This window comes from Mesorhizobium sp. M4B.F.Ca.ET.058.02.1.1 (genome assembly GCF_003952505.1).
Taxonomy (GTDB): domain Bacteria; phylum Pseudomonadota; class Alphaproteobacteria; order Rhizobiales; family Rhizobiaceae; genus Mesorhizobium.
Genome location: NZ_CP034450.1, coordinates 2,490,864 through 2,512,690 on the forward strand (window position 1 = coordinate 2,490,864; position 21,827 = coordinate 2,512,690).

At 64.9% G+C, this 21,827-nt stretch carries 18 protein-coding genes and 1 pseudogene; 16 read left to right on the forward strand and 3 right to left on the reverse strand.

Going from position 1 to position 21,827, the window contains the following annotated elements:
- The first annotated feature begins 556 nt into the window (after positions 1-556).
- The 6 genes and pseudogenes from EJ073_RS12580 to EJ073_RS12605 all read left to right on the forward strand — a co-directional run bounded on the left by EJ073_RS12580 (position 557) and on the right by EJ073_RS12605 (position 6,862).
- Positions 557-1,249 carry a GntR family transcriptional regulator gene (locus EJ073_RS12580; RefSeq protein WP_126056020.1) on the forward strand — a complete coding sequence of 231 codons (693 nt, stop codon included), beginning with the start codon at positions 557-559 and terminating at the stop codon, positions 1,247-1,249.
- 27 nt (positions 1,250-1,276) lie between these two features.
- Complete coding sequence (locus EJ073_RS12585) at positions 1,277-2,383, forward strand: mandelate racemase/muconate lactonizing enzyme family protein (RefSeq protein WP_126056021.1); 1,107 nt, start codon at positions 1,277-1,279, stop codon at positions 2,381-2,383.
- 285 nt (positions 2,384-2,668) lie between these two features.
- Positions 2,669-3,019: pseudogene (locus EJ073_RS12590) on the forward strand (DUF427 domain-containing protein); the annotation flags it as partial.
- A 355-nt stretch (positions 3,020-3,374) separates the two neighbouring features.
- Positions 3,375-4,697, forward strand: a complete 1,323-nt coding sequence (locus tag EJ073_RS12595; protein ID WP_126056022.1) for a homoserine dehydrogenase — start codon at positions 3,375-3,377, stop codon at positions 4,695-4,697.
- Positions 4,698-4,717: 20 nt separating this feature from the next.
- On the forward strand, positions 4,718-6,202 hold the full coding sequence (locus EJ073_RS12600) for an FGGY family carbohydrate kinase (protein ID WP_126056023.1): 1,485 nt from the start codon (positions 4,718-4,720) through the stop codon (positions 6,200-6,202).
- Positions 6,203-6,268: 66 nt separating this feature from the next.
- Entirely contained in the window at positions 6,269-6,862 is a 594-nt protein-coding gene (locus EJ073_RS12605; RefSeq protein WP_126056024.1) for a hypothetical protein, read from the forward strand.
- On the opposite strand, the gene EJ073_RS12610 is transcribed toward EJ073_RS12605, so the two are convergent.
- Positions 6,852-7,814, reverse strand: coding sequence for a sugar-binding transcriptional regulator (locus EJ073_RS12610; RefSeq protein WP_126056025.1), 963 nt, complete (start codon positions 7,812-7,814; stop codon positions 6,852-6,854). The genes EJ073_RS12605 and EJ073_RS12610 overlap by 11 nt on opposite strands.
- Positions 7,815-8,126: 312 nt before the next feature.
- Between EJ073_RS12610 and EJ073_RS12615 the strand changes: the two genes are divergently transcribed.
- The 9 genes from EJ073_RS12615 to EJ073_RS12655 all read left to right on the forward strand — a co-directional run bounded on the left by EJ073_RS12615 (position 8,127) and on the right by EJ073_RS12655 (position 18,347).
- Complete coding sequence (locus tag EJ073_RS12615; protein ID WP_189347647.1) at positions 8,127-9,137, forward strand: ABC transporter permease; 1,011 nt, start codon at positions 8,127-8,129, stop codon at positions 9,135-9,137.
- Between the two features lie 134 nt (positions 9,138-9,271).
- Positions 9,272-10,210, forward strand: a complete 939-nt coding sequence (locus EJ073_RS12620) for a sugar ABC transporter substrate-binding protein (protein ID WP_126056026.1) — start codon at positions 9,272-9,274, stop codon at positions 10,208-10,210.
- Positions 10,211-10,239: 29 nt separating this feature from the next.
- Positions 10,240-11,748 (forward strand): sugar ABC transporter ATP-binding protein, encoded by a 1,509-nt coding sequence (locus EJ073_RS12625; RefSeq protein WP_126059192.1) that lies wholly within the window; start codon positions 10,240-10,242, stop codon positions 11,746-11,748.
- A 131-nt stretch (positions 11,749-11,879) separates the two neighbouring features.
- Entirely contained in the window at positions 11,880-12,647 is a 768-nt protein-coding gene (locus EJ073_RS12630) for an SDR family oxidoreductase (RefSeq protein ID WP_126056027.1), read from the forward strand.
- Positions 12,648-12,655: 8 nt separating this feature from the next.
- Complete coding sequence (locus EJ073_RS12635; RefSeq protein WP_126056028.1) at positions 12,656-13,441, forward strand: SDR family oxidoreductase; 786 nt, start codon at positions 12,656-12,658, stop codon at positions 13,439-13,441.
- Positions 13,442-13,826: 385 nt separating this feature from the next.
- Positions 13,827-14,801, forward strand: coding sequence for an ABC transporter substrate-binding protein (locus tag EJ073_RS12640; protein ID WP_126056029.1), 975 nt, complete (start codon positions 13,827-13,829; stop codon positions 14,799-14,801).
- 75 nt (positions 14,802-14,876) lie between these two features.
- A complete protein-coding gene (locus EJ073_RS12645) occupies positions 14,877-15,956 on the forward strand; it encodes a glycine betaine/L-proline ABC transporter ATP-binding protein (protein ID WP_126056030.1) in 1,080 nt (359 codons plus the stop codon).
- Positions 15,953-17,932 (forward strand): ABC transporter permease subunit, encoded by a 1,980-nt coding sequence (locus EJ073_RS12650; RefSeq protein WP_126056031.1) that lies wholly within the window; start codon positions 15,953-15,955, stop codon positions 17,930-17,932. The genes EJ073_RS12645 and EJ073_RS12650 overlap by 4 nt, the downstream gene beginning before the upstream one ends.
- Positions 17,933-17,969: 37 nt before the next feature.
- Positions 17,970-18,347, forward strand: coding sequence for a GFA family protein (locus EJ073_RS12655; protein WP_126056032.1), 378 nt, complete (start codon positions 17,970-17,972; stop codon positions 18,345-18,347).
- A 27-nt stretch (positions 18,348-18,374) separates the two neighbouring features.
- On the opposite strand, the gene EJ073_RS12660 is transcribed toward EJ073_RS12655, so the two are convergent.
- On the reverse strand, positions 18,375-19,733 hold the full coding sequence (locus EJ073_RS12660) for an NAD(P)/FAD-dependent oxidoreductase (protein WP_126056033.1): 1,359 nt from the start codon (positions 19,731-19,733) through the stop codon (positions 18,375-18,377).
- 257 nt (positions 19,734-19,990) lie between these two features.
- On the opposite strand from EJ073_RS12660, the gene EJ073_RS12665 reads away from it, so the two are divergent.
- Complete coding sequence (locus EJ073_RS12665; RefSeq protein WP_126056034.1) at positions 19,991-20,713, forward strand: XRE family transcriptional regulator; 723 nt, start codon at positions 19,991-19,993, stop codon at positions 20,711-20,713.
- Between the two features lie 66 nt (positions 20,714-20,779).
- Here the strand turns inward: EJ073_RS12665 and EJ073_RS12670 are convergent, their stop codons facing one another.
- Positions 20,780-21,820: a DUF3445 domain-containing protein gene (locus EJ073_RS12670; protein WP_126056035.1), complete on the reverse strand. Its 1,041-nt coding sequence runs from the start codon at positions 21,818-21,820 to the stop codon at positions 20,780-20,782.
- Between the last annotated feature and the right edge of the window lie 7 nt (positions 21,821-21,827).

The window sequence follows — 21,827 nt, forward strand, 5'->3', positions numbered from 1 at the left end:
TCAGTCCCGGTCCCGCGGCGCCCTCGACTCCCACGTCGAGGGTGCCGTTTTGTTGAGAAGTTCCACCAGCCCGGCAATGTCGGCGCGCTCGGCCTTTTGCCGGCAGCATGAAGGCGCAATAGGGCTGGCCGAGGCGCACCGAGACGGGCGATAGCGCGATCAGGCGACCCGCTTCGAGATCGGCGCTGGCCATGATCTTCTGGCCAAGCGCAATTCCCAGCCCCAGCCTCGCGGAGGATACCGCCAGGCTGGACAGGCCGACGCGGCGGCCATGCGAGGGATCCGGCGCGCGATTGCCGCCGGAGGCGCCGAACCATTCCGCCCAGCTCGGGTTACACCGCGCACCGCGTCACCACGGTCGAGGGCGAGCGCCAGCGCATGATCGCGGTGTTCTCTACTACGAGCGGCCCGGCGCAATGTTCAGCGAGGAAGAGCGGATCAGCTTCTACGGCCGGGCGGCTTGAGCCATCGACAAAATTCCGGAATTCGTAAATTGCCCTCTTGTTGGATTGTCGACAATCTGCTTGTCTTGCAATCCCTCATCCGGAGTAGGCGCATGGCGAAGCTGGATTTCAGTCCGATCGCGGATACGACGCGGAGGGCAGAGATCGTCGCGCTGCTCAGACGCGCCATCCTGACCGGCCAGTTGGAACCAGGACAGAAGCTCAACGAGCTCAGGATCTCCGAACAGATGCGGGTGAGCCGCGCGCCGTTGCGCGAAGCGATGCGCGAATTGGTCCAGGAAGGCATCCTGAACAGCATTCCTTACGCCGGCACCTTCGTCATCGATGTCACCGCCAAGGACATCATCGACGCCTATTCGCTCAACAAGGTGCTCGACGAATTCGCCATCGAATGCACCTGGCCGCTGCGCGACCAGCGCTTCTTCCACGAACTCGACCGCCGCCACGAAGCAGTGAAGCAGGCGACGCGGGCGCTCGACACCACGCGCCAGATCGAGACTGCGCTGCAATTGCATGGCCTCATCTACGAATGGGCCGACAATTCCGTACTGCTCGAGACCTGGCAGCGCCTGACCAGCCGGCTGCAGATGTATTTCGCCCTCCACCAGCAGGCCCGCGCCGAGCCGGTACCCGCCGAGGATGTGCATGACACCTATGTGCGCCTGCTCAAAGGCAACGACATGCGCGCCGCCCAACGCCATGCGCGCGAACATATCGACCTCGATTTCGAGGAGCTTCTCGCCTATGCGCGCGGCCTCGAAAAGCGCGCATCGAAGGGCGCCTGACCAATCCCGCAGACAACGGACGACAACGTGAAGATCAAGAGTATCAAAGCCTACCATGTCGTGCAGCCCTTCGTGGACGGGCCCTACCGCATGTCGAAGGGGCGCGTCGCCGATTGCTTCGACGCGGTGATCGTCGCCATCACGTCCGACAACGGCGTGACCGGCTGGGGCGAGATGGCGCCGCTCGGCAATTTCTACTCGGCCGCGTTCCCGGCCGGCACCCGCGCCGGCGTGCCGGAAATCGCACCTCATCTCATCGGCCAGGATCCGCGCGGCCTTGCCGGCATCGGCCGGCTGATGGACACGGTGTTCAAGGGCCACCCCTACATCAAGTCGGCGCTCGACATGGCCTGCTGGGACCTCGCGGCGCGCGCCGCCGATGTGCCGCTGGTGACCATGCTCGGCGGCCGCGAGAGCGAGACGGCGGAACTCTACAGGGTCGTCACGCACGGTACGCTCGATCAAATGGCCGCGCTTGCCAGGCGCATCGTCGCCGAGGGCTACCACCGGCTGCAGGTCAAGGTGGGCGGCAATGTCCGCGACGATATCGAGCGCGTGACGGTGGTCGCTGCCGCCGTGCCGAAGGGCACGGTCATTTTCTGCGACGCCAACGCCGGCTGGACGCCTTATCAGGCGCGCCAGTTCGCCGACGCCACGCGTGGCATCGACTACACGTTCGAGCAGCCCTGCACGACGCTCGACGAGAACATGTCGGTGCGCCGCATGCTCGACAAGCCGATGGTGCTGGACGAATCCGTCACCTCGCTGGAGGAGATGCTGGAAATTCACCGCAGGGGTGCCGCCGACGGGCTGACGCTGAAGATCTCGCGACTGGGCGGCGTCACCAGGACGCGTCAGATCCGCGACGTTGCCGTCGACCTTGGCTTCATGATCACGGTCGAGGACACCGGCGGCGCCGAGATCGATACGGCTGCGATGGCGCATCTGTCGCTGTCGACGCCGGAAGAGCGCCGCCTGCACGCAATCGCCTTCCACGAATGGGTGACGGTGCGCACCGCCTCGAACAAGCCGCCGGTCACGGGAAGCCGCATGGGCATTCCCGACGGGCCCGGCCTCGGCATCGACGTGGTGCCGGATCTGCTCGGCAAACCGTTCTTCGAGATCGGCGGCTGAAGATGAATATCCGCCGCATATCGGCAACGCCGATCAACCTGCGGCTGGAAGCGCCCTATCAGTGGGTATTCGGCGAGCTCGACGGCTTCTCGCCGACCATCGTCGAGGTCGAGACCGAGGATGGTCTCGTCGGCCTCGGCGAGGCGCCGACGCCTGGCGGCGGCCGCCGTCGTCAACGATGTGCTTGCGCCACGCCTCGTTGGCCGCGACGCCTTCGACATCGCAGGCGCCGAGCAAGCCTGCCTGCCCTTCTGGACCGGGGTGCAGTCGATCAACGACCGCACCCGCATCATCCTCGACGGTGAGCAGGTGGCCGATTCACGGCGCGGCGTGTTCCTGTTCGAGACCGGCCATCCGGTGCGCCACTATCTGCCGATCTCGGACAGCAGGCTCGATATGTTTGCGCCCAGCCGCTACATCTCGCGCTGCCCCTACAAGGGCATCTCCAACTATTACCATGTGACGACCAGCACCAGGCGGCACGAGAACCTCGTCTGGTACTATCCCGAGCCGGTGCACGAGGCCGAACGCATCAAGGGGCTGGTCTGCTTCCACCACGAACTGGTCGACAAGATCCTGGTCGACGGCGTCGAAATCCCGAAAGAGGCTACAGCGGCGTCCGACGGGTATTTCTGAGCGGCGAATCTTGCGTCATCCGTCGCGGGCGAAGCAACGTAGCGGGATGAAACAATCACCGCCTCGATCCTTCGCGCCCCCTCTGTCCTGCCGGACATCTCCCCCTTGGGGGAGATTGGCAGCTTGGGCGCCCCGCTCAGTCCTGCAAGGTTGAGCATTAGCGAAGGCGCAGCGACGGCTGATCTCCCCCCTTGTGGGGAGATGTCCGGCAGGACAGAGGGCGAGGACCCGTCGACAGCGAATTGATTCCCCCCGGCAACGCCGAAATGTCGGTTGAAATATTTTTCAAATAGAAATAGGAATGTTCAAAAGATCATTTCGGCGCAGCGGCGCGCCAAGGACCGGAGGAAGCGACATGTCCCATCCGCAATTCGCAGCGGAGCTCCTGCAGCGCGCTGAAAAGCACGGGCCGATCACCATCGGCCTGGCCGGCGCCGGGCAGATGGGGACGGACATCGTCGTCCAGGTCGCGCTGATGCCGGGCATGCGCATCGGCGCCATTTCCGAGGTCCGGCCGCAGGCGGCGATCGACGCCGCTCTGCTTGCCGGCCATGACCGCGCTGACATCGTCCAGGCGCCCAACGCCGCGGCCATCGACCGCGCCATCGAGGCCGGCAAGATCGCCGTCACCGAGGATTTGCATGCGCTTGCCGCCGCCGGCCGCATCGACGTCATCATCGACGCCACCGGCAACCCCAACATCGGCACGCTGTTCGCCCTCGAAGTGATGAAGAACGGCAAGCACATCGTCATGCTCAATGTCGAGGCCGACATCACCATCGGCCGCTTCCTCAAGGATGAGGCGCGCAAGGCAGGCGTGGTCTACACCGGCGCCGCCGGCGACGAGCCCGCCTGCACGCTGGAGATCATCGGCTTCGCCAAGAGCCTCGGCTTCACAATAGTCGCCGCCGGCAAGGGCAAGAACAATCCGCTGAAGATCGACGCCATGCCGGCCGACTACGAGAAGGAGGCCAGCGAGCGCAACATGAACGCGCGCATGCTGGTCGAGTTCGTCGACGGCTCGAAGACGGCGATCGAGATGGTGGCGATCGCCAACGCCACCGGCCTGGTGCCGGACGTGCCGGGCATGCACGGCCCGACGGCGACACTCGAGGAACTGGCAGGGGTGCTCTGCCCGCGCGAGGACGGCGGCGTGCTGCACCGCAAGGGCGTGGTCGACTATTCGATCGGCAAGGGCGTGGCGCCCGGCGTCTTCTGCATCATCGAGACGAAGCATCCGCGCGTGCTGGAGCGCATGATCGACCTCAAGGTCGGCAAGGGCCCCTATTTCACGATCTTCCGCCCCTATCATCTGACCAGCCTGGAAGTGCCGCTCTCGGCGGCGCGCGCCGTGGTCTACAAGCGCGCCGACATGGAGCCGCTCGACCATCCGGTGGCGGAAGCCGTGGCGGTCGCCAAGAGCAACCTCGGCGCCGGCCAGTCGCTCGGCATGATCGGCGAGAACGACTATCGCGGCTTCGCCATGACATGGGAGGACGCGCGTGCCAGGGGCGCACTGCCGCTCGGGCTGGCCGAACGCGCCAAGGTGGTGAAGCCGGTGAAGGCCGGCGACTTCCTCACCTATGAAAACTGTGTACCCGACGATTCGATGGTGATAACCCAGATCCGCCGTCGTCTCGACCAGTCGGACGGACGGTTCGTCACCAACGCCGCCTGATATTTTCGGATCCCCGCCTGATGGACGATGTCGTAATCGGGATCGACGCCTCGACGACGGCCGTGAAGGCGATCGCTTTCGCGCGGAACGGGGCGGAACTGTTCCAGGCGCGCGAAACCTACCCGCTGTCAAACCCGGCGCCCGGCCATTTCGAACAGGACGCCGAGCACTGGTGGACGGCGCTGCTTGCCGCGGTGAAGCAGGTCGCCGGCAAGGTCGGCGGCTCGCGCGTGGCGGCGATTTCCATCGCCCACCAGCGCGAGACGTTCACCCTGATCGACGCTGCCGGCAAGCCGCTCATCCCGGCGATCCTGTGGCTGGACGAGCGCGCCCGCCCGCAAGTGGCACGGCTTTCGGCCGAGCTCGGCCGCGAGGCGATCCGCGACTGGAGCGGCAAGCCGCCGGACCCGACGCCGGCGCTCTATGCGCTTGCCTGGCTTGCCGAACACCGGCCGCAGGCGCTCGGCCAGGCGGCGGCACTCGTCGACGTGCACGGGTTCTTCGTCCACCGGCTGACCGGACGGCTGGTGACCAGCACCGCGAGCGCCGATCCGCTCGGCCTGCTCGACATCAAGACCGGTACCTGGCATCCCCGCCTGGTCGAGGCCGCCGGGCTGCGGCCGGAGCATTTGCCGGAGCTGGTCGGGCCGGGAGAAATCTGCGGCGGCCTGAGCGAAAGCGCCGCCGCTCTGACCGGCCTGCAGGCCGGCACGCCCATCATCGCCGGCGCCGGCGACGGCCAGGCGATGGGCCTCGGCATGGGCGTCTACGGTCCCGGCAAGAGCTACCTCTCGCTGGGCTCCGGCGTCGTCAGCGGCAACTATGCCGGCGCGGTCGCGACATCGGATGCGTTCCGCACGCTGGTCTCACCGACCGGCTCCGGCTTCATGCTGGAGACGGTGCTGCGCTCGGGCATGCAGCTGGTCGACTGGATCGTGCGCACCACCGGTGCACCCTCCGCCGCCATCCTGGAGAAGGCCGCGATGGAGGTGCCCGCAGGCAGCGACGGCCTGCTGGTCATGCCGTACTGGGCCGGCGTCATGAGCCCGTACTGGGATGGTGCTGCGCGCGGCGCCATTGTCGGCCTGTCGCTCGACCATGAGCCAAGACATCTCTTCCGCGCGGTGCTGGAAGGCATCGCCTTCGAGCAGGCGATCGCCACCGCTGCGATGGAGGAGCGGACCGGCAAGGCAGAGGCGATGATCGCGGCTGGCGGCGGCGCCAATTCGACGCTGCTGATGCGGATCATGGCGAACGTGCTGGAACGGCCGCTCTCGGTTTCGCCGGTCAACGAGGCGGCCGCACTCGGCGCCGCCATGCTGGCGGCATCCGCCGTCGGATGGTTCGCTTCGCCGGAAGACGCGGCAATGGCAATGGCCGCGCCACCGGCAAGGCGCGTCGACCCGGTCGATGCGCTGGTGCCCGCTTATCGCGCGCGCAAGGCAATCTACCGCGACCTCTATCATGCGACGCGTGACATCCATGCACGGCTCGGCGCGGCCTGAGCCGGGCCGCAATCTTGTGTCTGGCGCAGCCGGTGTTAGGCTGCCGCGCGCGGCGGACGATTGCTCATGATTAGAGAATTCCATCTTGCGGCCTTGCCCTGGCTTGTCGCCCTGGGGACCCTGCCGATGCCGGCACTCGCCGGCAACGCGCCGGCATTCGAGCTCAAACTCGACATCGACCGTGACGGCAAGATGGACAGGGTTGTGGTGATGCAGGAGCCCGGCGCGCCGGCCGATCTCATCATCTATCTGGCAGCCGGCGAGGACCACCTTGATCCTCCCCCGCGGCCTGATTTCGTCAGGAAGGGACTGACCGAAGACCGTATCATCGATCTCGAAAGCAAGGGCAAGGGATCGGTGGCGATCACGTCCTGCTTCGGCTGCGGCGCCAGCAAATCGACGGAAGAAACGCTGACGATCGTCTACCGCCGAGGCAGGTTCCTGGTCGGCGGCTACAGCCGCAACTGGGACTGGAACAAGCAGACGGTGGATGGCGTCGAGACGACGCTCGGCAGTTGCGACATCAATTTCCTCACCGGCAAGGGTGTCGCCTCGCAGGATCTGGACGACGGCAAGCCGATCGAGGGGAAGTTCACGCCGGTCAATCTCTCTGACTGGTCGTACGAGCGCCGTCCGAAGCCTTGCGAATTCAGCGACTGAGCAGGCCCTTGGCCGCGTCCTCGTCGGTGATCAGCACCGAGACCCTGGTGTTGGCAAGCGCGGCGCGCATGACGGCCACCTTGTCCTGCCCACCCGAAACCAGGATGATCGACGGAATATCGGAGAGATCCTGCAGCGGAAAGGCGCAGACGCGACGGTTGACCTCATGGTCGATGGGGCGGCCCTCGACGTCGATGAAGTAGCAGAGGATGTCGCCGACAGCGCCGGCCGCCTGCAATTCCTCGAGCTCGCTAGGCTTGATGAAGCCGTAATTGGCGATCGGGCTGTTGCCGGAGAAGGCGCCGACGCTGAGCACGGCGATGTTGGCGCGCCGGGCACGGAAGACGACGTCCTGGACGCTGCGCTGGCTCATGAAGGCATCGCGCTGTTCCGGCCTGTCAGCATAGACCGGCACGGGCAGCAGATAGCATTCGGCGCCGATCTTCTCGGCGAACTCCCAGGCGCTCTCGGTCGGGTTGAGCGGCTGCGCGTGAGTGAGGCCGCCAAGCATCGAGACCACCGTGGTCCTGGCAATCGGCCGCCGGGGCAGTTCGTTGATGGCGAATTTCAGCGTGCGGCCCCAGCCGAGCGCGATGACATCACCGGGATTGACGTTGTCGGCCAGATAGGTTGCCGCGGCATGGCCGATCATCAGCGGCGCGTTGCTTCTGTCCGCGGCCGACGGCACGACAACGGCCTGGCTCAGGCCAAAGCGCTGCTTCAGGCTCTCCTCGAGCTGCACGCATTCGACGACGCTGTCGCGGATGCGGAACTGGACCACGCCCTCCTCGCGGGCGGCGGAGAGGATACGATGCACCTTGATGCGGCCGATGCCGAGGATCTCCGAGATGCGCTCCTGCGTCAGACCCTCGACATAATAGTGCCAGGCAGCGCGCGCCTTGAGCTCGGCGTCCGGGAAGCGCGAGGCCTTCTCGTTCTCGATCACCGCCATCCTCATGCCCTCCTGCCGCTGTCGCCAGCCAGCGTCGTTCGTCCGGTCGTCTTGGTCCACTCCACGACCTGACGGCACCGGCTTCGGACCAGAAAACTGATTCCGGTCGCGCATGATGCCCTTGCCCTCCTAGGGCAATCCGTTGGGTGGCGCAAACCGCCGCTGAGCGGCGCGACGGCCCTTGACAATTTTCTGATGAACAGATTAGCTGAACAAAATTGCATATCAAAGATAAATTGTTCACAAGGGAGGATGCCTGGTGAACAAGAACGGACGGCGACGCATCGCCTGTCCGCCGACGGAGGAGACGAAGTGGCTGTGAGCAACGATGCAAGCGAGCTGAAGGGCGTGACGAGCGCGCAAGGCTCGACCGGCGCAAAGCTTTCGGCGCTGTTTGCCGGAACCATGGGACCGCTGATCGGGCTGGCGCTGCTGTGCCTGGCGCTGACGATGACAACCGACACCTTCCTGACGGTGCGAAACATCCTCAACGTGCTCGACCAGATCACCGTGCTCGGCATCATGGCGATCGGCATGACGCTGGTCATCCTGATCGGCGGCATCGATCTTTCGGTCGGCTCGGTGCTGGCGCTGGCCTCGATGGTGATGGGCTTCGTCGCCCACCCCGACTATCTCAATCTCGGGATGCCGGCCGGCGTTGCCGCGGCGCTCGTCGTCGCCGGCCTTTGCGGCCTCGTTTCGGGTCTGCTTGTGACGGTGACCAGGCTGCCGCCTTTCATCGCGACGCTGGCCATGATGTCGGTGGCGCGCGGCCTCGCCAACATGATCACCGACGGCTCGCAGATCGTCGGCTTTCCCGACTGGTTCACCAACCTGTCGATCATCCGTCATTTCGGCTTCCTGTCGGTCACTGTCGGGCTGATGGTCGTGCTGGCGATCGTCTTCGCCATCTTCCTCAACTACCGCGCCACCGGTCGCAGCCTCTACGCGGTCGGCGGCAGCGCCGAAGTCGCGCGCCTGTCCGGCATTCCGGTGAGGTCACTGACCAACTGGGTCTATGCGATCTGCGGCGTGCTCGCCGGACTTGCCGGCATCGTGCTCGCCGCAAGGCTCGATTCCGTACAGCCAAGCTCTGGCCTCGGCTACGAGCTCGACACGATCGCTGCCGTGGTCATCGGCGGCGCCAGCCTTTCGGGCGGCGTCGGCTCGATCGGCGGCACGGCGGTCGGCGTGCTCATCATCGGCGTGCTGCGCAACGGGCTCAACTTGCTTGGCGTTTCGCCCTTCATCCAGCAGGTGGTGATCGGCGTGGTGATCGCGCTTGCCGTCGCCACCGACACCTGGCGGCGCAGAGCACAGTGAGGAGCCGGGCGCAATGAGAATTCGCCCGGGTCTCCGGGCGATAGACGGATCGGTCGATCCGAGACTGGGAATGTTCGGCCATGGGGCGCCGTGATGCGCGGGCGGAACAGATTGAATATCAACGGAGGAAAACCATGCTGACCAAACGATCACTCTTGCTTGCCGCCGCGGCCATCATCCCGCTGCTTGGCCTGTCCGACGCCGCTTCGGCCAAGGACGCCAAGAAGCTCGGACTGGCTGTCGCCAACCTGCAGGCCGACTTCTTCAACCAGATCAAGCAGTCGGTTGAGGCCTATGCCAAGGAGAAGGGCATCGAGGTTGTCACCGTCGACGCCAAGGGCGATTCGGCCACCCAGGTCAGCCAGGTGCAGGACCTGATCACGCAGAACATCGACGCGCTGATCTACATCCCGGCCGGCGCCACCGCCGCAACCGTGCCGACCAAGACGGCGAAGGCCGCCGGCCTCCCGGTCGTCAATGTCGACCGCAACGCCGACGGCGCGCCGGGCGACACTTTCATCGCCACCAACAGCGTCGCCTCGGCCCAGGGCGTGTGCGACTACATCGCCAAGCAGGCCGGCGGCAAGGGCGAGATGATCATCATCCATGGCCAGAAGGGCACGACGCCGGAAGTCGACCGCTCGAAGGGCTGCGGCGAGGCGCTCAAGGCCTATCCCGACATCAAGGTGGTTGGCGAGCTGTGGAGCGAAGGCTGGCACCAGGATGAGGGCTTCAAGCTGACGCAGGACCTGCTGCAGTCGCATCCCGAGGTGTCGATCGTGTTCGGCCAGGCCGACGCGCTGGCGCTGGGCGCCGCGCAGGCGGTCAAGGTCGCCAATCCCGGCCACAAGGTGTGGGTTGCCGGCTTTGACGGCGACGTGGCGGCGCTGAAGGCCTTGAAGGACGGCGTGTTCGACGTCACCGCCACCCAGCAGACGCAGGGCATGGGCCGCCTCGCCGTCGACGCGGCGATCAAGCTGGTGGCCGGCGACAAGATTCCCGCCGAACAGCTGCAGGAAGCGACGCTGACCACCAAGGACAATGTCGAGCAGTTCATCGCCAAGCATCCGTAAGGACTGACACCCTTCTAGAGAGCGCCATGATGTCCCCTGACCCTCGCCAAAGCGGAAGCCCGCACAATGGGCTCTTCGTCAGCGGTCTGTGCAAGAGCTACGGGCCGGTGCAGGTCCTGGCTGATGCGAGCTTCGAGGTGCGGCCGGGCGAGGTCGTGGCGCTGCTCGGCGAGAACGGCGCCGGCAAGTCGACCGTCTCCAACATCATCGCCGGTTCGACCAAGCCCGATGCCGGCACCATCATCTGGCGGGGGAAGCCCTACTCCCCCGCCAATCCGGCCGCGGCCATCGAGGCCGGCGTCGGCATGATCCATCAGGAATTGAAGCTGCTGCCGGACCTGTCGGTGGCGGAGAATGTCTATGTCGGGCGCCTGCCGATGCGTGGTGGCCGCATCGACCGCGCGACCATGAATGCAAAGGCCTCGGCGCAGTTGAAGCGCCTCGGCCTCGATGTCTCGCCGGAGCGCAAGGTGCGCACGCTGCGCGTCGCCGCCCAGCAGCAGGTCGAGATCGCCAAGGCGCTGACGCTGAACGCCGAGCTTCTGATCCTCGACGAGCCGACCGCCGCGCTCGGCGGCGAGGAGACGGAGCTGCTGTTCCAGCAGATCCGCAAGCTCAAGGCCGAAGGCATGTCCTTCATCTACATCAGCCATCGCCTCGACGAGATCGCGCAGATCGCCGACCGCGTGGTGGTGATGCGCGACGGCCGCATCGTCGCCCGGCACGAGCGCGCCGACATCCCGGTGCGCACCGTGGTCGAGCAGATGGTCGGGCGCAGCGTCGAGCGCATGTTCCCCAAGCTGTCGCCGCCGCGCGATGAGACGCTGCTCGAAGTCGAGAATCTGTCGTCGCCGGACAAGAGCTTCAACACCGTCAGCTTTTCGGTGAAATCAGGCGAGATCCTTGGCATTGCCGGGCTGATCGGCGCCGGACGCACCGAGCTGGTGCGGGCGATCGCCGGCGCCGACCCGATCTCTTCCGGTGCGGTGCGCGTCGCCGGCAAGCCGGTGCATCTCAACGGCCCGGCCGCCGCGATCAGGGCCGGCGTCGTGCTGGTGCCGGAAGACCGCAAGGCGCAAGGCGTGGTGCTGGAGCAGACGATCGGCGAGAACCTGGCATTCGGCAATTTCGACCATGTCGCGCCGAAGGGCTGGGTGTTTCCCAAGGCAGTGCAGAAATTCGCCGAGGCCGGCATCTCCCGGCTCGGCGTCAAGGGCAAGCCCAACCAGGCGGTCTCGAAACTTTCCGGAGGCAACCAGCAGAAGGTGATCATCGCCAAATGGGTGTCACGGCCCCCCAAGGTGTTCATTCTGGACGAGCCGACGCGCGGCATCGACGTTGGAGCCCGCGCCGCGATCTACGACGTCATCGCCGACCTCGCCCGCTCCGGCATGGCGGTGGTGGTGGTGAGCTCGGATCTCGAGGAGGTGCTGGGGCTCTCGCACCGCGTGCTGGTGTTGAGCCGCGGCCGCCAGCGCGGCATCCTCGAGCGCAGCGAAGCCAGCAATGTCGCGGTGATGGAGCTTGCGACAAGCTGATATCGACGTGAGGAACCCAGGGAATCGAAACTTTGCGCAGCAGGTGATAGCCTCCCAGGCACCGGACCGCGCGGGGCGCCAACAAAGTGTTGGCGCCCTTTGATTTCGGGAGAGCCGGCAGGAGGGAACCAATGACCAAACTATTCGATCTCAGCGGCGACGTTGCGCTGGTCACGGGCGCCGGCAGCGGCATCGGCCAGGCGATCGCCATCGGACTCGCGGAAGCCGGCGCCGACATCGCCTGCTTCGGCCACAGTTCGAAGGGCGGGCTGGAAGAGACCGCGCAAAAGATATCGGAGCTCGGCCGCAAGGCGCTGGTGCTGAACGGCTCGGTGACCTCCGAAAGCGACCTGTCGGCGGCGATCGAGCGCCTGGAGAAAGAACTCGGCGCGCTGACTATCGCCGTCAACAATGCCGGCATCGCCGGCGCCGAACCCGCCGAGACGCTGTCGCTGGTGAAATGGCAGAAGATCTACGACGTCAATGTCAGCGGCGTGTTCCTGTCGTGCCAGGCCGAGGCGCGCGTCATGCTGCCGCGCCGCAGGGGGTCGATCATCAACATCGCCTCGATGTCGGGCTCGATCGTCAATCGCGGGCTGACGCAGGCGCACTACAATTCCTCGAAGGCGGCCGTGATCCACATGTCGAAAAGCCTCGCCATGGAGTGGGCCGACCGCGGCCTGCGCGTCAACGTCGTCAGCCCCGGCTACACGCTGACGCCGATGAACAAGCGGCCGGAGGTGGCCGAGCAGATAAAGATCTTCAAGCGCGACACGCCGATGGGTCGCATGGCGACGCCGGAAGAAATGGTCGGGCCGACCGTGTTCCTGGCAGCCCGCGCCTCGAGTTTTGTCACCGGCATCGACCTCATCGTCGATGGCGGCTTCGTCTGCTGGTAGGAGAGAAAATGCAGAAGCGTTTCGAGGGAAAGACGGCAGTCGTCACGGGCGCCAGCGGCGGTATCGGCGCGGCGATGGCGAAACGCTTCGCGGCGGAGGGTGCCGCTGTCGTGGTCAGCGCCATCGATCCGCGCGTCGACGAGGTCGCGGCGGGCCTCAAGGCGGCGGGCGCGAAGGTCGCGTCAATGCGCATGGATGTAACCAGGAAGGACGAGGTCGCGGCGCTCTACGACCTCGCCGAAAAGGAATTCGGCCGCGTCGACATCTCGGTGCAGAACGCCGGCGTCATCACCATCGCCAGGATCGAAGCGATGACCGAGGCCGAGTGGGACAAGGTGCTGGCGGTGAACACCAAGGGCGTGTTCCTGTGCTGCCAGGAAACGATCGGGCGCATGCGCAAGCATGGCGAGGGCGGCCGGCTGATCAACACCGCTTCGGGCCAGGCGCGGCAGGGTTTTATCTACACGCCGCACTATGCGGCCTCGAAATTCGGCGTCGTCGGCATCACCCAGAGCCTCGCCAAGGAAGTGGCCAAGGAGAAGATCACCGTCAACGCCATCTGCCCCGGCATCATCGACACCGACATGTGGGCCTATAACGACACCGCCTGGGGCAAGCTGCTCGGCGACTACAAGCCGGGCGAGCTGATGGCGGAGTGGGTGAAGAACATCCCGATGGGCCGTGCCGGCAGCGGCGAGGACGTCTCCGGGCTGGTCAGCTTCCTCGCCAGCGACGATGCGGCCTACATCACCGGTCAGACCATCAATGTCGATGGCGGCCTGATCATGTCCTGAGGCTGTCGGATTGCGCATCGCTCAGTGCGTTTGTGCGTTGCGCGACATGAACCTTGGTATATATAATTTCATCCTATGAAACGGCTTCGGCTCGCCGCATGACGCGCCAGGCCTGGATCATGGGACCCTGATGGCTCGCATGCTCAAGAGCGCCGCGCTGGCGGCGATCGAACCGCGGATGACTGCCCCGGCAGCCATCGACGGGCGGCCATGACCCGGCCTCGCTTCGCACGGCACCTTCATCCTGGCATCATTTCACCTTTGGCGCCGGCTTCAGTGCCGGATGGGCGCTTGCGCAGCGACCGGCTTTTCCAACACAATCATAAAAAGACCAGAAGAAGGGAACGACCGATAATCCTCACCAGAGCTTGACAGGAGAACAAGCATGTCACTTCGGAGCATGATTTCGACAGCATCAATGGGAGCCCTAACGCTTGCCCTGGCAAGCGCACTGACGCCGGCAGCGCAAGCGGCCGCGCCTGAATCCAGCGATCCGATCAAGATCGCCCTGTTCGACTGGACCAGCGTAAACCTCAACGCCAAGATTCTTGGCGGCATCCTCGAAAAGCTCGGTTACACGGTCGAATATCCGACCGCAGATTACCTCTCCAGCCTGACCACCGGCCTCACCAATGGCGACCTCGATGTCGGCCTCGAATTCTGGGACACGACCGCCGGCGAAGCCATGAAGGCTTCCGACGCCACCGGCCAGACCGAACGGCTGGGCAAGCTCGGCCCGAAGGCCAAGGAAGAATGGTGGTTTCCGGAATACATGAAGGAAAAGTGCCCGGGCCTGCCCAACTGGGAAGCGCTGAAGGACCCGAAATGCGCCGAGGCCTTCTCGACGGCCGAGACTGCGCCGAAGGGCCGCTACCTGGGCGGCCCGGTGACCTGGGAAGGGTTTGACGACGAGCGCGTCGAGGCGCTGAAACTGCCCTTCACCGTCATCCATGCCGGCACCGACGCGGCAATGTTCGCCGAGCTCGAGTCCGCCTATCAGCGCAACGCGCCGATCATGCTGTGGATCTATTCGCCGCACTGGGCGCCGGCCAAGTACAAGGGCGAGTGGGTGCAATTCCCCGAATACACGCCGGAGTGCTACACCGACCCGAAATGGGGCACCAACCCCGACGCCAAATATGACTGCGGCAAGCCGCATGGCGAAATCTGGAAATTTGCCTGGGGCGGCATGAAGGAGAAATGGCCGGTCGCCTACAAGGTGGCCAAGGCCTATACGATCGACACCGACGAGCTCAACAAGATGAGCGGCGACATCGACCTCAACGGCAAGACGCCGGAAGAGGTCGCCGCCGCGTGGATCACCGCCCACGAGGCCGACTGGAAAGCCTGGGCGCAGTGACCGTTCCGACTGGAAACTGCGAGACCCGGCCGGGCATGGCCGGGTCTCTACTGCCCGTTCCAGAAGGACGAATGCATGAGCGACGCGACTGAACCGCAGGCCGCCGGCGCGCCCAGGGATGCGCGCCCGATAAAACTTGCCTGCCGCAATGTCTGGAAGCTGTTCGGCGCCAACGCCGCGAGCTTCATCCGCGAGCGCGCCGGCAAGGCGAGCCCCACCGACATAGCGGCGGCGGGACTGGTCGGCGCGGTACGCGCCGTCGACCTGGAAATCCGCCAGGGCGAGATCTTCATCATCATGGGGCTCTCGGGCTCAGGCAAGTCGACGCTGGTGCGCTGCATGTCGCGGCTGGTCGAGCCGAGCCACGGCAAGGTCGAGTTCGAAGGCAAGGACCTGCTGAAAATCTCCGATGCGGCGCTGATCGAGCTCAGGCGTCACCGCATGGGCATGGTGTTCCAGAATTTCGCGCTGCTGCCGCATCTCAACGTGCTCGACAACATCGCCTTTCCCTTGAGCATCCAGGGGCAGGACCGGGCGACGCGAGAGGGCCGCGCCCGCGAGGTGATCGAGCTCGTCGGCCTGCGCGGGCGCGAGCATTTCTATCCGCGCGAACTTTCCGGCGGCCAGCAGCAGCGCGTCGGCATCGCGCGCAGCCTTGCCACCAAGCCGGAGATCTGGTTCCTCGACGAGCCGTTCTCGGCGCTCGATCCGCTGATCCGTCGCGAGATGCAGGACGAATTGATGCGGCTGCAGACGATGCTGCACAAGACCATCGTCTTCATCACCCATGATTTCGACGAGGCGATCCGGCTCGCCGACCGCATCGCCATCATGAAGGACGGCGAGGTCATCCAGACCGGCACGCCGGAGGAGCTGGTGGTCAATCCGGCGACCGACTATGTCGCCGAGTTCACCCGCGACGTCGACCGCGCCAAGGTGATCTCGGCGAGGAGCCTGATGCGCGCTTGCGGCGGCACCGAGCATGGCGGCACGGTCTCGCCGGAGGCGAAGATCGCCAGCTTCTCGGCCGGTATCGTCGCCGCCGGCAAGCCCTTCGCCGTGATCAACGGCAGCGGCAAGCCGATCGGCGAAGTGACGCCGCAAGCGGTGATCGACCTGCTGGCCGGCATCGAGCGCAGCGGAGCCGGCGCATGACGGTGACGGCGAGCGTCAGCGAAGCCAGGCCGCCGGTCCAGCGCTGGCTGGCGATCTGGGCGCTGGCGCTTCTCGCGGTGCTGGTCGTGTTCCTGCTCGAGGACAAAGTGCCCTGGGCGGTCAACTATCCGGCCGACGCCGTCATTCCGGTCGCCGACTGGATCAGCGACCTGATGAAGTGGATAAAGGCGAGCTTCTCCTGGCTGACGCGCTCGATCACGGCGGTGCTTGGCGTGCCGCTCGATTTCGCGCTCGATCTTCTGGCCAAGAACTTCAAGATCGGCCATGGCGCTGACGCCTTCACCCTGCCGCGCCTGTCCTGGCTCGGCGTATGCGTTGCGGCGTTCCTCGCCGGCCGCGCCGCCGGCGGCTGGAAGTTGGGTGTGCTGGTCGGCGGCTGCTTTGCCTATGTCGCGCTGTTCGGCCAGTGGACCAGCGCCATGCTGACGCTGGCGTTGATCTCGATCGCGGTGCCGTTCTGCATCGTCACCGGCCTGTTCGTCGGCATCTGGGCCTGGCGCAAGCCCTGGGCGGAGAGGTTCGTCGTCTCCCCTGCCCTCGACCTGATGCAGACCATTCCAACCTTCGCCTATCTGATCCCGATGCTGCTCCTGTTCGGCAACAGCCCGGTGTCGGCGATGATCGCCACCGCCATCTTTGCCACGCCGCCGATGGTGCGGGCGACGATGCTCGGCCTGCAGCGCGTGCCATCGGAGATCGACGAGTTCAGTGAGATGGCCGGCTGCACGGCCAGGCAGAAATTGTGGCGCGTGCTTTTGCCCTCGGCGCGGCCAACGCTGATGGTCGGCGTCAACCAGGTCATTATGCTGGCCCTGAACATGGTGATCATCGCCTCGATGATCGGCGCCGGCGGCCTCGGCTATGACGTGCTGCTGGCGCTGCGGGCGCTGAAGGTGGGCGAAGCGATGGAGGCCGGCCTTGCCATCGTCGCTTTGGCCATCGCGCTCGATCGGCTGAGCCAGGCGATCGCCCACAACCAGGCGATGGGCCAGACGCATCGGGCGGCGGGCCTCAATTTCTGGCGGCGCTATCCCAACCTGACGTGGGCTGTCGCCATCCTTGTCGTCACCACGCTGCTCAGCCTGTTGGTGCCCAGCTTCGCGGCGGTGCCGAAAGCGATCACCTTCACGACGGCGCCGTTGTGGAAGGCGGCGGTGAACTGGGTGACGATCAATTTCTTCGACACGATCGAAGCCTTCCGGGTGGCGCTGATCCTTAACGTGCTCAATCCTGTGCGCGCCTTTTGCGAAGGTTTTCCGTGGCTTGGCGCTGTGTTCCTGCTCGGCCTTGCCGGCTACCAGCTCGGCGGCTCGCGGCTTGCCGCGCTGGTCGCGGGTCTCACCGCCTTCTGCGCGGTCACCGGGCTCTGGGAAAAGACCATGGCGACGGTCTATCTCTGCGGCATCTCCGCCTTCATCTCATGCCTGATCGGCATTCCGATCGGCTTTGCCGCCGCGCGCAGCGAGCGCTTCGAGAAGATCGTCACGCCGATCATCGACACGCTGCAGGTGCTGCCGTCCTTTTGCTTCATCATCCCGGTGGTGATGCTGTTCCGCGTCGGCGACGTCACCGCGATGATCGCGACGATAGCCTTCGCCGTCGTGCCGGCAATCCGCTACACCAACCACGGCATCCGCCAGGTGCCGCCGGCGCTGATCGAGGCGGCGAAGGTTTCGGGCTGCACGCCGCGCCAGACCTTCTTCCGGGTACAACTGCCGCTTGCGCTGCCCGAGATCATGCTCGGCGTCAACCAGACGATCCTGATGGCATTGGCGATGATCATCATCTGCGCCATGATCGGCACGCGTGACCTTGGCCAGGAAGTGTTCATCGCGCTGTCCAAGGCCGATTCCGGCCGCGGCATCGTGGCAGGCCTGGCGATCGCCTTCATCGGCATCGTCGCCGACCGGCTGTTCAACGCCTGGACAGCGAAAGCCAGGGCGAGGCTGGGGTAACACCCAAAGCGCCAAAACCACCCAAAGGAGAGAGAGTATGACCAGCCGGATAGCCAGCTGCGCCTGCGGCCAATTGCAGATCCGCTGCCAGCGGGAGCCCGACATAGTGTCGCTTTGCCATTGCCTGGACTGTCAGCGGCGGACCGGCAGCCCGTTCGGCGTAGCGGCCTTCTTCGATGCCGCAACGACCGAGATCACCGGGTCGTCGCGGACATTCCAGCGCGATTCCGACAGCGGCTGTCCCATCGCCTTCCACTTCTGCGGAACGTGCGGCTCGACGGTGTTCTGGTATCCGTCGCGACGGCCGGCGGCGGTCGCCGTTGCCGTCGGCTGTTTCGCCGATCCGTCGTTTCCGCCACCGACGCGGTCCGTCTACGACAAGCGCCGGCACGACTGGGTCGCCGTGCCGGCCTGACGGCAAGTGCACCGCTTCGCGAAGGCCTTACTCCGCCGCGACGCCCTTCACCTCGAGATAGCTCTCCATCGAGTCGTCCAGCGCCTGCAGCCAGGGCGTATGGTGCAGCGGCGCCATCGTGCCGGTCATCAGCGAGCGGTAGGCATGGTCGCGGAAGCCCATGATGTCCTCCACCTTGTGATGCTCCCACTCCATGAAAGTGTGGTTGACCGCCTCGACATCGAAGCCCGGATAGTCGGTCTGGTCCATCAGCTCTTTGGTGTAGTCGCCCTGGAACCAGATCATCTGCTCGGCGTCCTCCAGCGTCTCCTCGCGCGCGCGCCACTTGGCGCTATGCTCGGCCATCGCCTCGGCCGACGGCAGCTTGATGCGGGCCATGATGACGTCGCGCGCGTACCAGGCCTGCGCGTCGAACATGTTGAAGGTGTAGAACTGGTCCTGCATGCCGATATAGAACAGCTTCGGATTCTTCTCCCAGACGACGCCCTCGTAGAGGTCCAGCGGCCACATGCGGTTTGCGGTCTTGAGCTTGAGGTCGTCGGTGAGGAAGGGGAAGGAATGCAAATAGCCGGTGCACAGGATGATGGCGTCGACCTCCTTGGTGGTGCCGTCCTTGAAATGCGCGGTCTTGCCGACGACTTTCTGCAGCAGCGGCACCTCCTTCCAGTTCTCCGGCCATTTGAAGCCCATCGGCTTCGAGCGGTAGCTGGAGGTGATCGACTTGGCGCCGTATTTGTAGCACTGCGAACCGATGTCCTCGGCCGAATAGGAGCGACCGATGATCAAGATGTCCTTGCCCTTGAACTCCATGGCGTCGCGGAAGTCGTGGCTGTGCAGGATGCGGCCGTTGAAAGTGGCGAACCCCTCGAAGAACGGCACGTTGGGCACCGAGAAATGCCCGGAGGCGACGACGACATTGTCGAACTCTTCCGAGTAGGTGACGTCATTGCTGCGGTCATGCGCGGTGACGGTGAATCTCTTCGTCGCATCGGAATAGGTGACCATGCGCACCGGCGTGTTGAAGCGCACCCATTTGCGCACGCCTGATTTTTCGACGCGGCCCTTGATGTAATCCCAGAGCACAGCGCGCGGCGGATAGGAGGCGATCGGCCGGCCGAAATGCTCCTCGAAGGTGTAGTCGGCGAATTCGAGGCATTCCTTCGGCCCGTTCGACCAGAGATAGCGGTACATCGAGCCATGCACGGGGTCGCCATGCTCGTCGAGCCCGGTACGCCAGGTGTAGTTCCACAGGCCGCCCCAGTCGGACTGCTTCTCGAAGCAGACGACTTCCGGAATCTCGGCGCCCTTATCGGCGGCCGACTTGAAGGCTCGAAGCTGAGCCAAACCCGAGGGTCCTGCTCCGATGACGGCAACGCGACTGTTCATGGCGGGTCTCCCGTTCTCATTTTCCCTAGCGAAACAAATTTCACTGTCAGTGACAGTAATTGGCCCTCTTGTGCTGTCAATAACCAACTGCGTGAACGGCGTTGGCGTGCAGCGGATTTCACGCGGAAAACCGGCGACGGACAATTTGGCGAGGAATGGCCCTGCGACATAGGATGGCTTGCCGTCGCGTTTGCCCTCTTGTATCGCCGCCGAATATGTTCACCATGAGTGAAATTCTCGCAGAATCTGAGGGCGACATGGCGAAGAAGACTTCCGATCTCAAGCACGCTGCCGGCGCCACAAAGGGCAAGCCCTCGCCGAAGAGCATTGGCCCGAACGGGCGAACGATCCGCACGCCGCTCACCCAGGACCCGCATGCCATTCGCGACACGCGCGAAAAGGTGCTGGAAGTGGCGATCGGCCGCGAGGTGCGGGCATTCCGCAAGAAGCTCGGCATTACCGTCGCCGATCTCGCGACCGCCACCGACATTTCGCTCGGCATGCTGTCGAAGATCGAGAACGGCATCACTTCGCCGTCGCTGACGACGCTACAGGCGCTGTCGCGCGCGCTCGGCGTTCCGGTCACCGCCTTCTTCCGCCGCTTCGAGGAGGAGCACAGCGCCGTCTTCGTCAAGGCCGGCGAAGGCCTCGATGTCGAGCGCCGCGGCACGCGCGCCGGCCACCAGTACAATCTGCTCGGCCATATCGGCTCCAACACCAGCGGCGTCGTCGTCGAGCCTTATCTGATCACGCTGACTGAGGATTCGGACGTCTTCCCGACCTTCCAGCATGCCGGCATGGAGTTCCTTTACATGCTGGAGGGCGAGGTGGTGTACCGGCACGGCAGCAATCTCTATCCTATGAAACCTGGCGACAGCCTGTTCTTCGACGCCGACGCACCGCACGGACCGGAACAGCTGACGCGGCTGCCGATGCGGTACCTTTCCATCATCTGCTATCCGCAAAGCAGCGCTGGGTGATCGGCTGATCTCCCCCTTCGTGGGGAGATTGGCAGGACAGAGGTGGGCGCTGTCCCGCCGACAGTTTCAATCCGGCCCAAACCCCGGGCTGGTCGGGCTCCCGTCGTCCAGCTTCGACAGCCACTCGACCAGCGTCGGCCTATAGCGGGTCAGGCCCTTGTAGGTGGCGAGCTCTTCCGGCAGGTCGCGGATGACGCGGTGCAGGCGACACGCCCATTTCGGCTGCGTCACCAGCTCGTCCATCTTGATCAGATAGCAGCGGATCGGGAAGACGATGCCGTTCGAGCGCGGCAGCCGCCAGAAGCTCTGCAGCTCGACGCGCAGATGCACCTTGTCGCCAACATTCTCCGGCGTGACCGTCGCCCGGTCCGGACCCCATTTGTGGTAGTTCTCCGGGCTGGTGTCGAGGCGCGGATTGATGGTCATCGTCCAGTTGAGCCGCCGCGCCGGCTTGCCCTGTTGGATGTTGGTGAGGAATTTCAGCGCACGGATGAAGATGCCCTTCTCGTGCGCCAGCGGCACCGGCGCGTGCCACTCGAAGAAGTTCATGCCGATGTCGAAATCGAGCGACCAATCGGCCTGGGTGGTGACCATGCCGGCATCCATCCACAGATTACCGTCGCGCTGATCGAGGATGCAGAAATCGCCCTGGCTCTGCCGGGTGATGTATTCCATCGGGCCATAGGGCAGCGTCGAGGTGTCGCCGAAGGTGAAGGTGTCGTCGATGCCGAGCGGCCGGTTGATCCAGCGCCAGCGGTCGCCGTCGCGCGTCAGCGTGAAATGCTCGGGATAGCCGAGCGCCTGCTGCTCCATCAAAAGCTCGAGCAGGTCCCAGCCGGCCAGCGTCATATGCGGCAGCGACTGGCAGCGCAGCGGATCCTCGGCCAGCACCAGCGCGCGATCCTGCATCTCGGCGACATAGTGCTCGTCGACGTCGATCAGGTTTTCCAGCACGCTGCCTTTCGGGCCGACGACATGCGGCTCGATGTTGACGGCATACATGTAGCTGTCTTCGTTGAACGGGAACGGAAAGCGCCTGATGTGCTCAGGGCTGTTGCGGAAGGTGTAGTCGTCCCGAAATGTTTCCTTGCGAAAGGTGATGCCCAAGCTCGCC

What these genes read in the sequence shown, in the direction of transcription:
- EJ073_RS12600 (WP_126056023.1), top strand. Translation starts at nt 4,718, where the DNA reads ATGGACGATGTCGTAATCGGGATCGACGCCTCGACGACGGCCGTGAAG.
- EJ073_RS12660 (WP_126056033.1), bottom strand. Translation starts at nt 19,733, where the DNA reads ATGAACAGTCGCGTTGCCGTCATCGGAGCAGGACCCTCGGGTTTGGCT.
- EJ073_RS12595 (WP_126056022.1), top strand. Translation starts at nt 3,375, where the DNA reads ATGTCCCATCCGCAATTCGCAGCGGAGCTCCTGCAGCGCGCTGAAAAG.
- EJ073_RS12640 (WP_126056029.1), top strand. Translation starts at nt 13,827, where the DNA reads ATGTCACTTCGGAGCATGATTTCGACAGCATCAATGGGAGCCCTAACG.
- EJ073_RS12635 (WP_126056028.1), top strand. Translation starts at nt 12,656, where the DNA reads ATGCAGAAGCGTTTCGAGGGAAAGACGGCAGTCGTCACGGGCGCCAGC.
- EJ073_RS12665 (WP_126056034.1), top strand. Translation starts at nt 19,991, where the DNA reads ATGGCGAAGAAGACTTCCGATCTCAAGCACGCTGCCGGCGCCACAAAG.
- EJ073_RS12655 (WP_126056032.1), top strand. Translation starts at nt 17,970, where the DNA reads ATGACCAGCCGGATAGCCAGCTGCGCCTGCGGCCAATTGCAGATCCGC.
- EJ073_RS12630 (WP_126056027.1), top strand. Translation starts at nt 11,880, where the DNA reads ATGACCAAACTATTCGATCTCAGCGGCGACGTTGCGCTGGTCACGGGC.
- EJ073_RS12605 (WP_126056024.1), top strand. Translation starts at nt 6,269, where the DNA reads ATGATTAGAGAATTCCATCTTGCGGCCTTGCCCTGGCTTGTCGCCCTG.
- EJ073_RS12610 (WP_126056025.1), bottom strand. Translation starts at nt 7,814, where the DNA reads ATGGCGGTGATCGAGAACGAGAAGGCCTCGCGCTTCCCGGACGCCGAG.
- EJ073_RS12580 (WP_126056020.1), top strand. Translation starts at nt 557, where the DNA reads ATGGCGAAGCTGGATTTCAGTCCGATCGCGGATACGACGCGGAGGGCA.
- EJ073_RS12650 (WP_126056031.1), top strand. Translation starts at nt 15,953, where the DNA reads ATGACGGTGACGGCGAGCGTCAGCGAAGCCAGGCCGCCGGTCCAGCGC.
- EJ073_RS12645 (WP_126056030.1), top strand. Translation starts at nt 14,877, where the DNA reads ATGAGCGACGCGACTGAACCGCAGGCCGCCGGCGCGCCCAGGGATGCG.
- EJ073_RS12625 (WP_126059192.1), top strand. Translation starts at nt 10,240, where the DNA reads ATGTCCCCTGACCCTCGCCAAAGCGGAAGCCCGCACAATGGGCTCTTC.
- EJ073_RS12620 (WP_126056026.1), top strand. Translation starts at nt 9,272, where the DNA reads ATGCTGACCAAACGATCACTCTTGCTTGCCGCCGCGGCCATCATCCCG.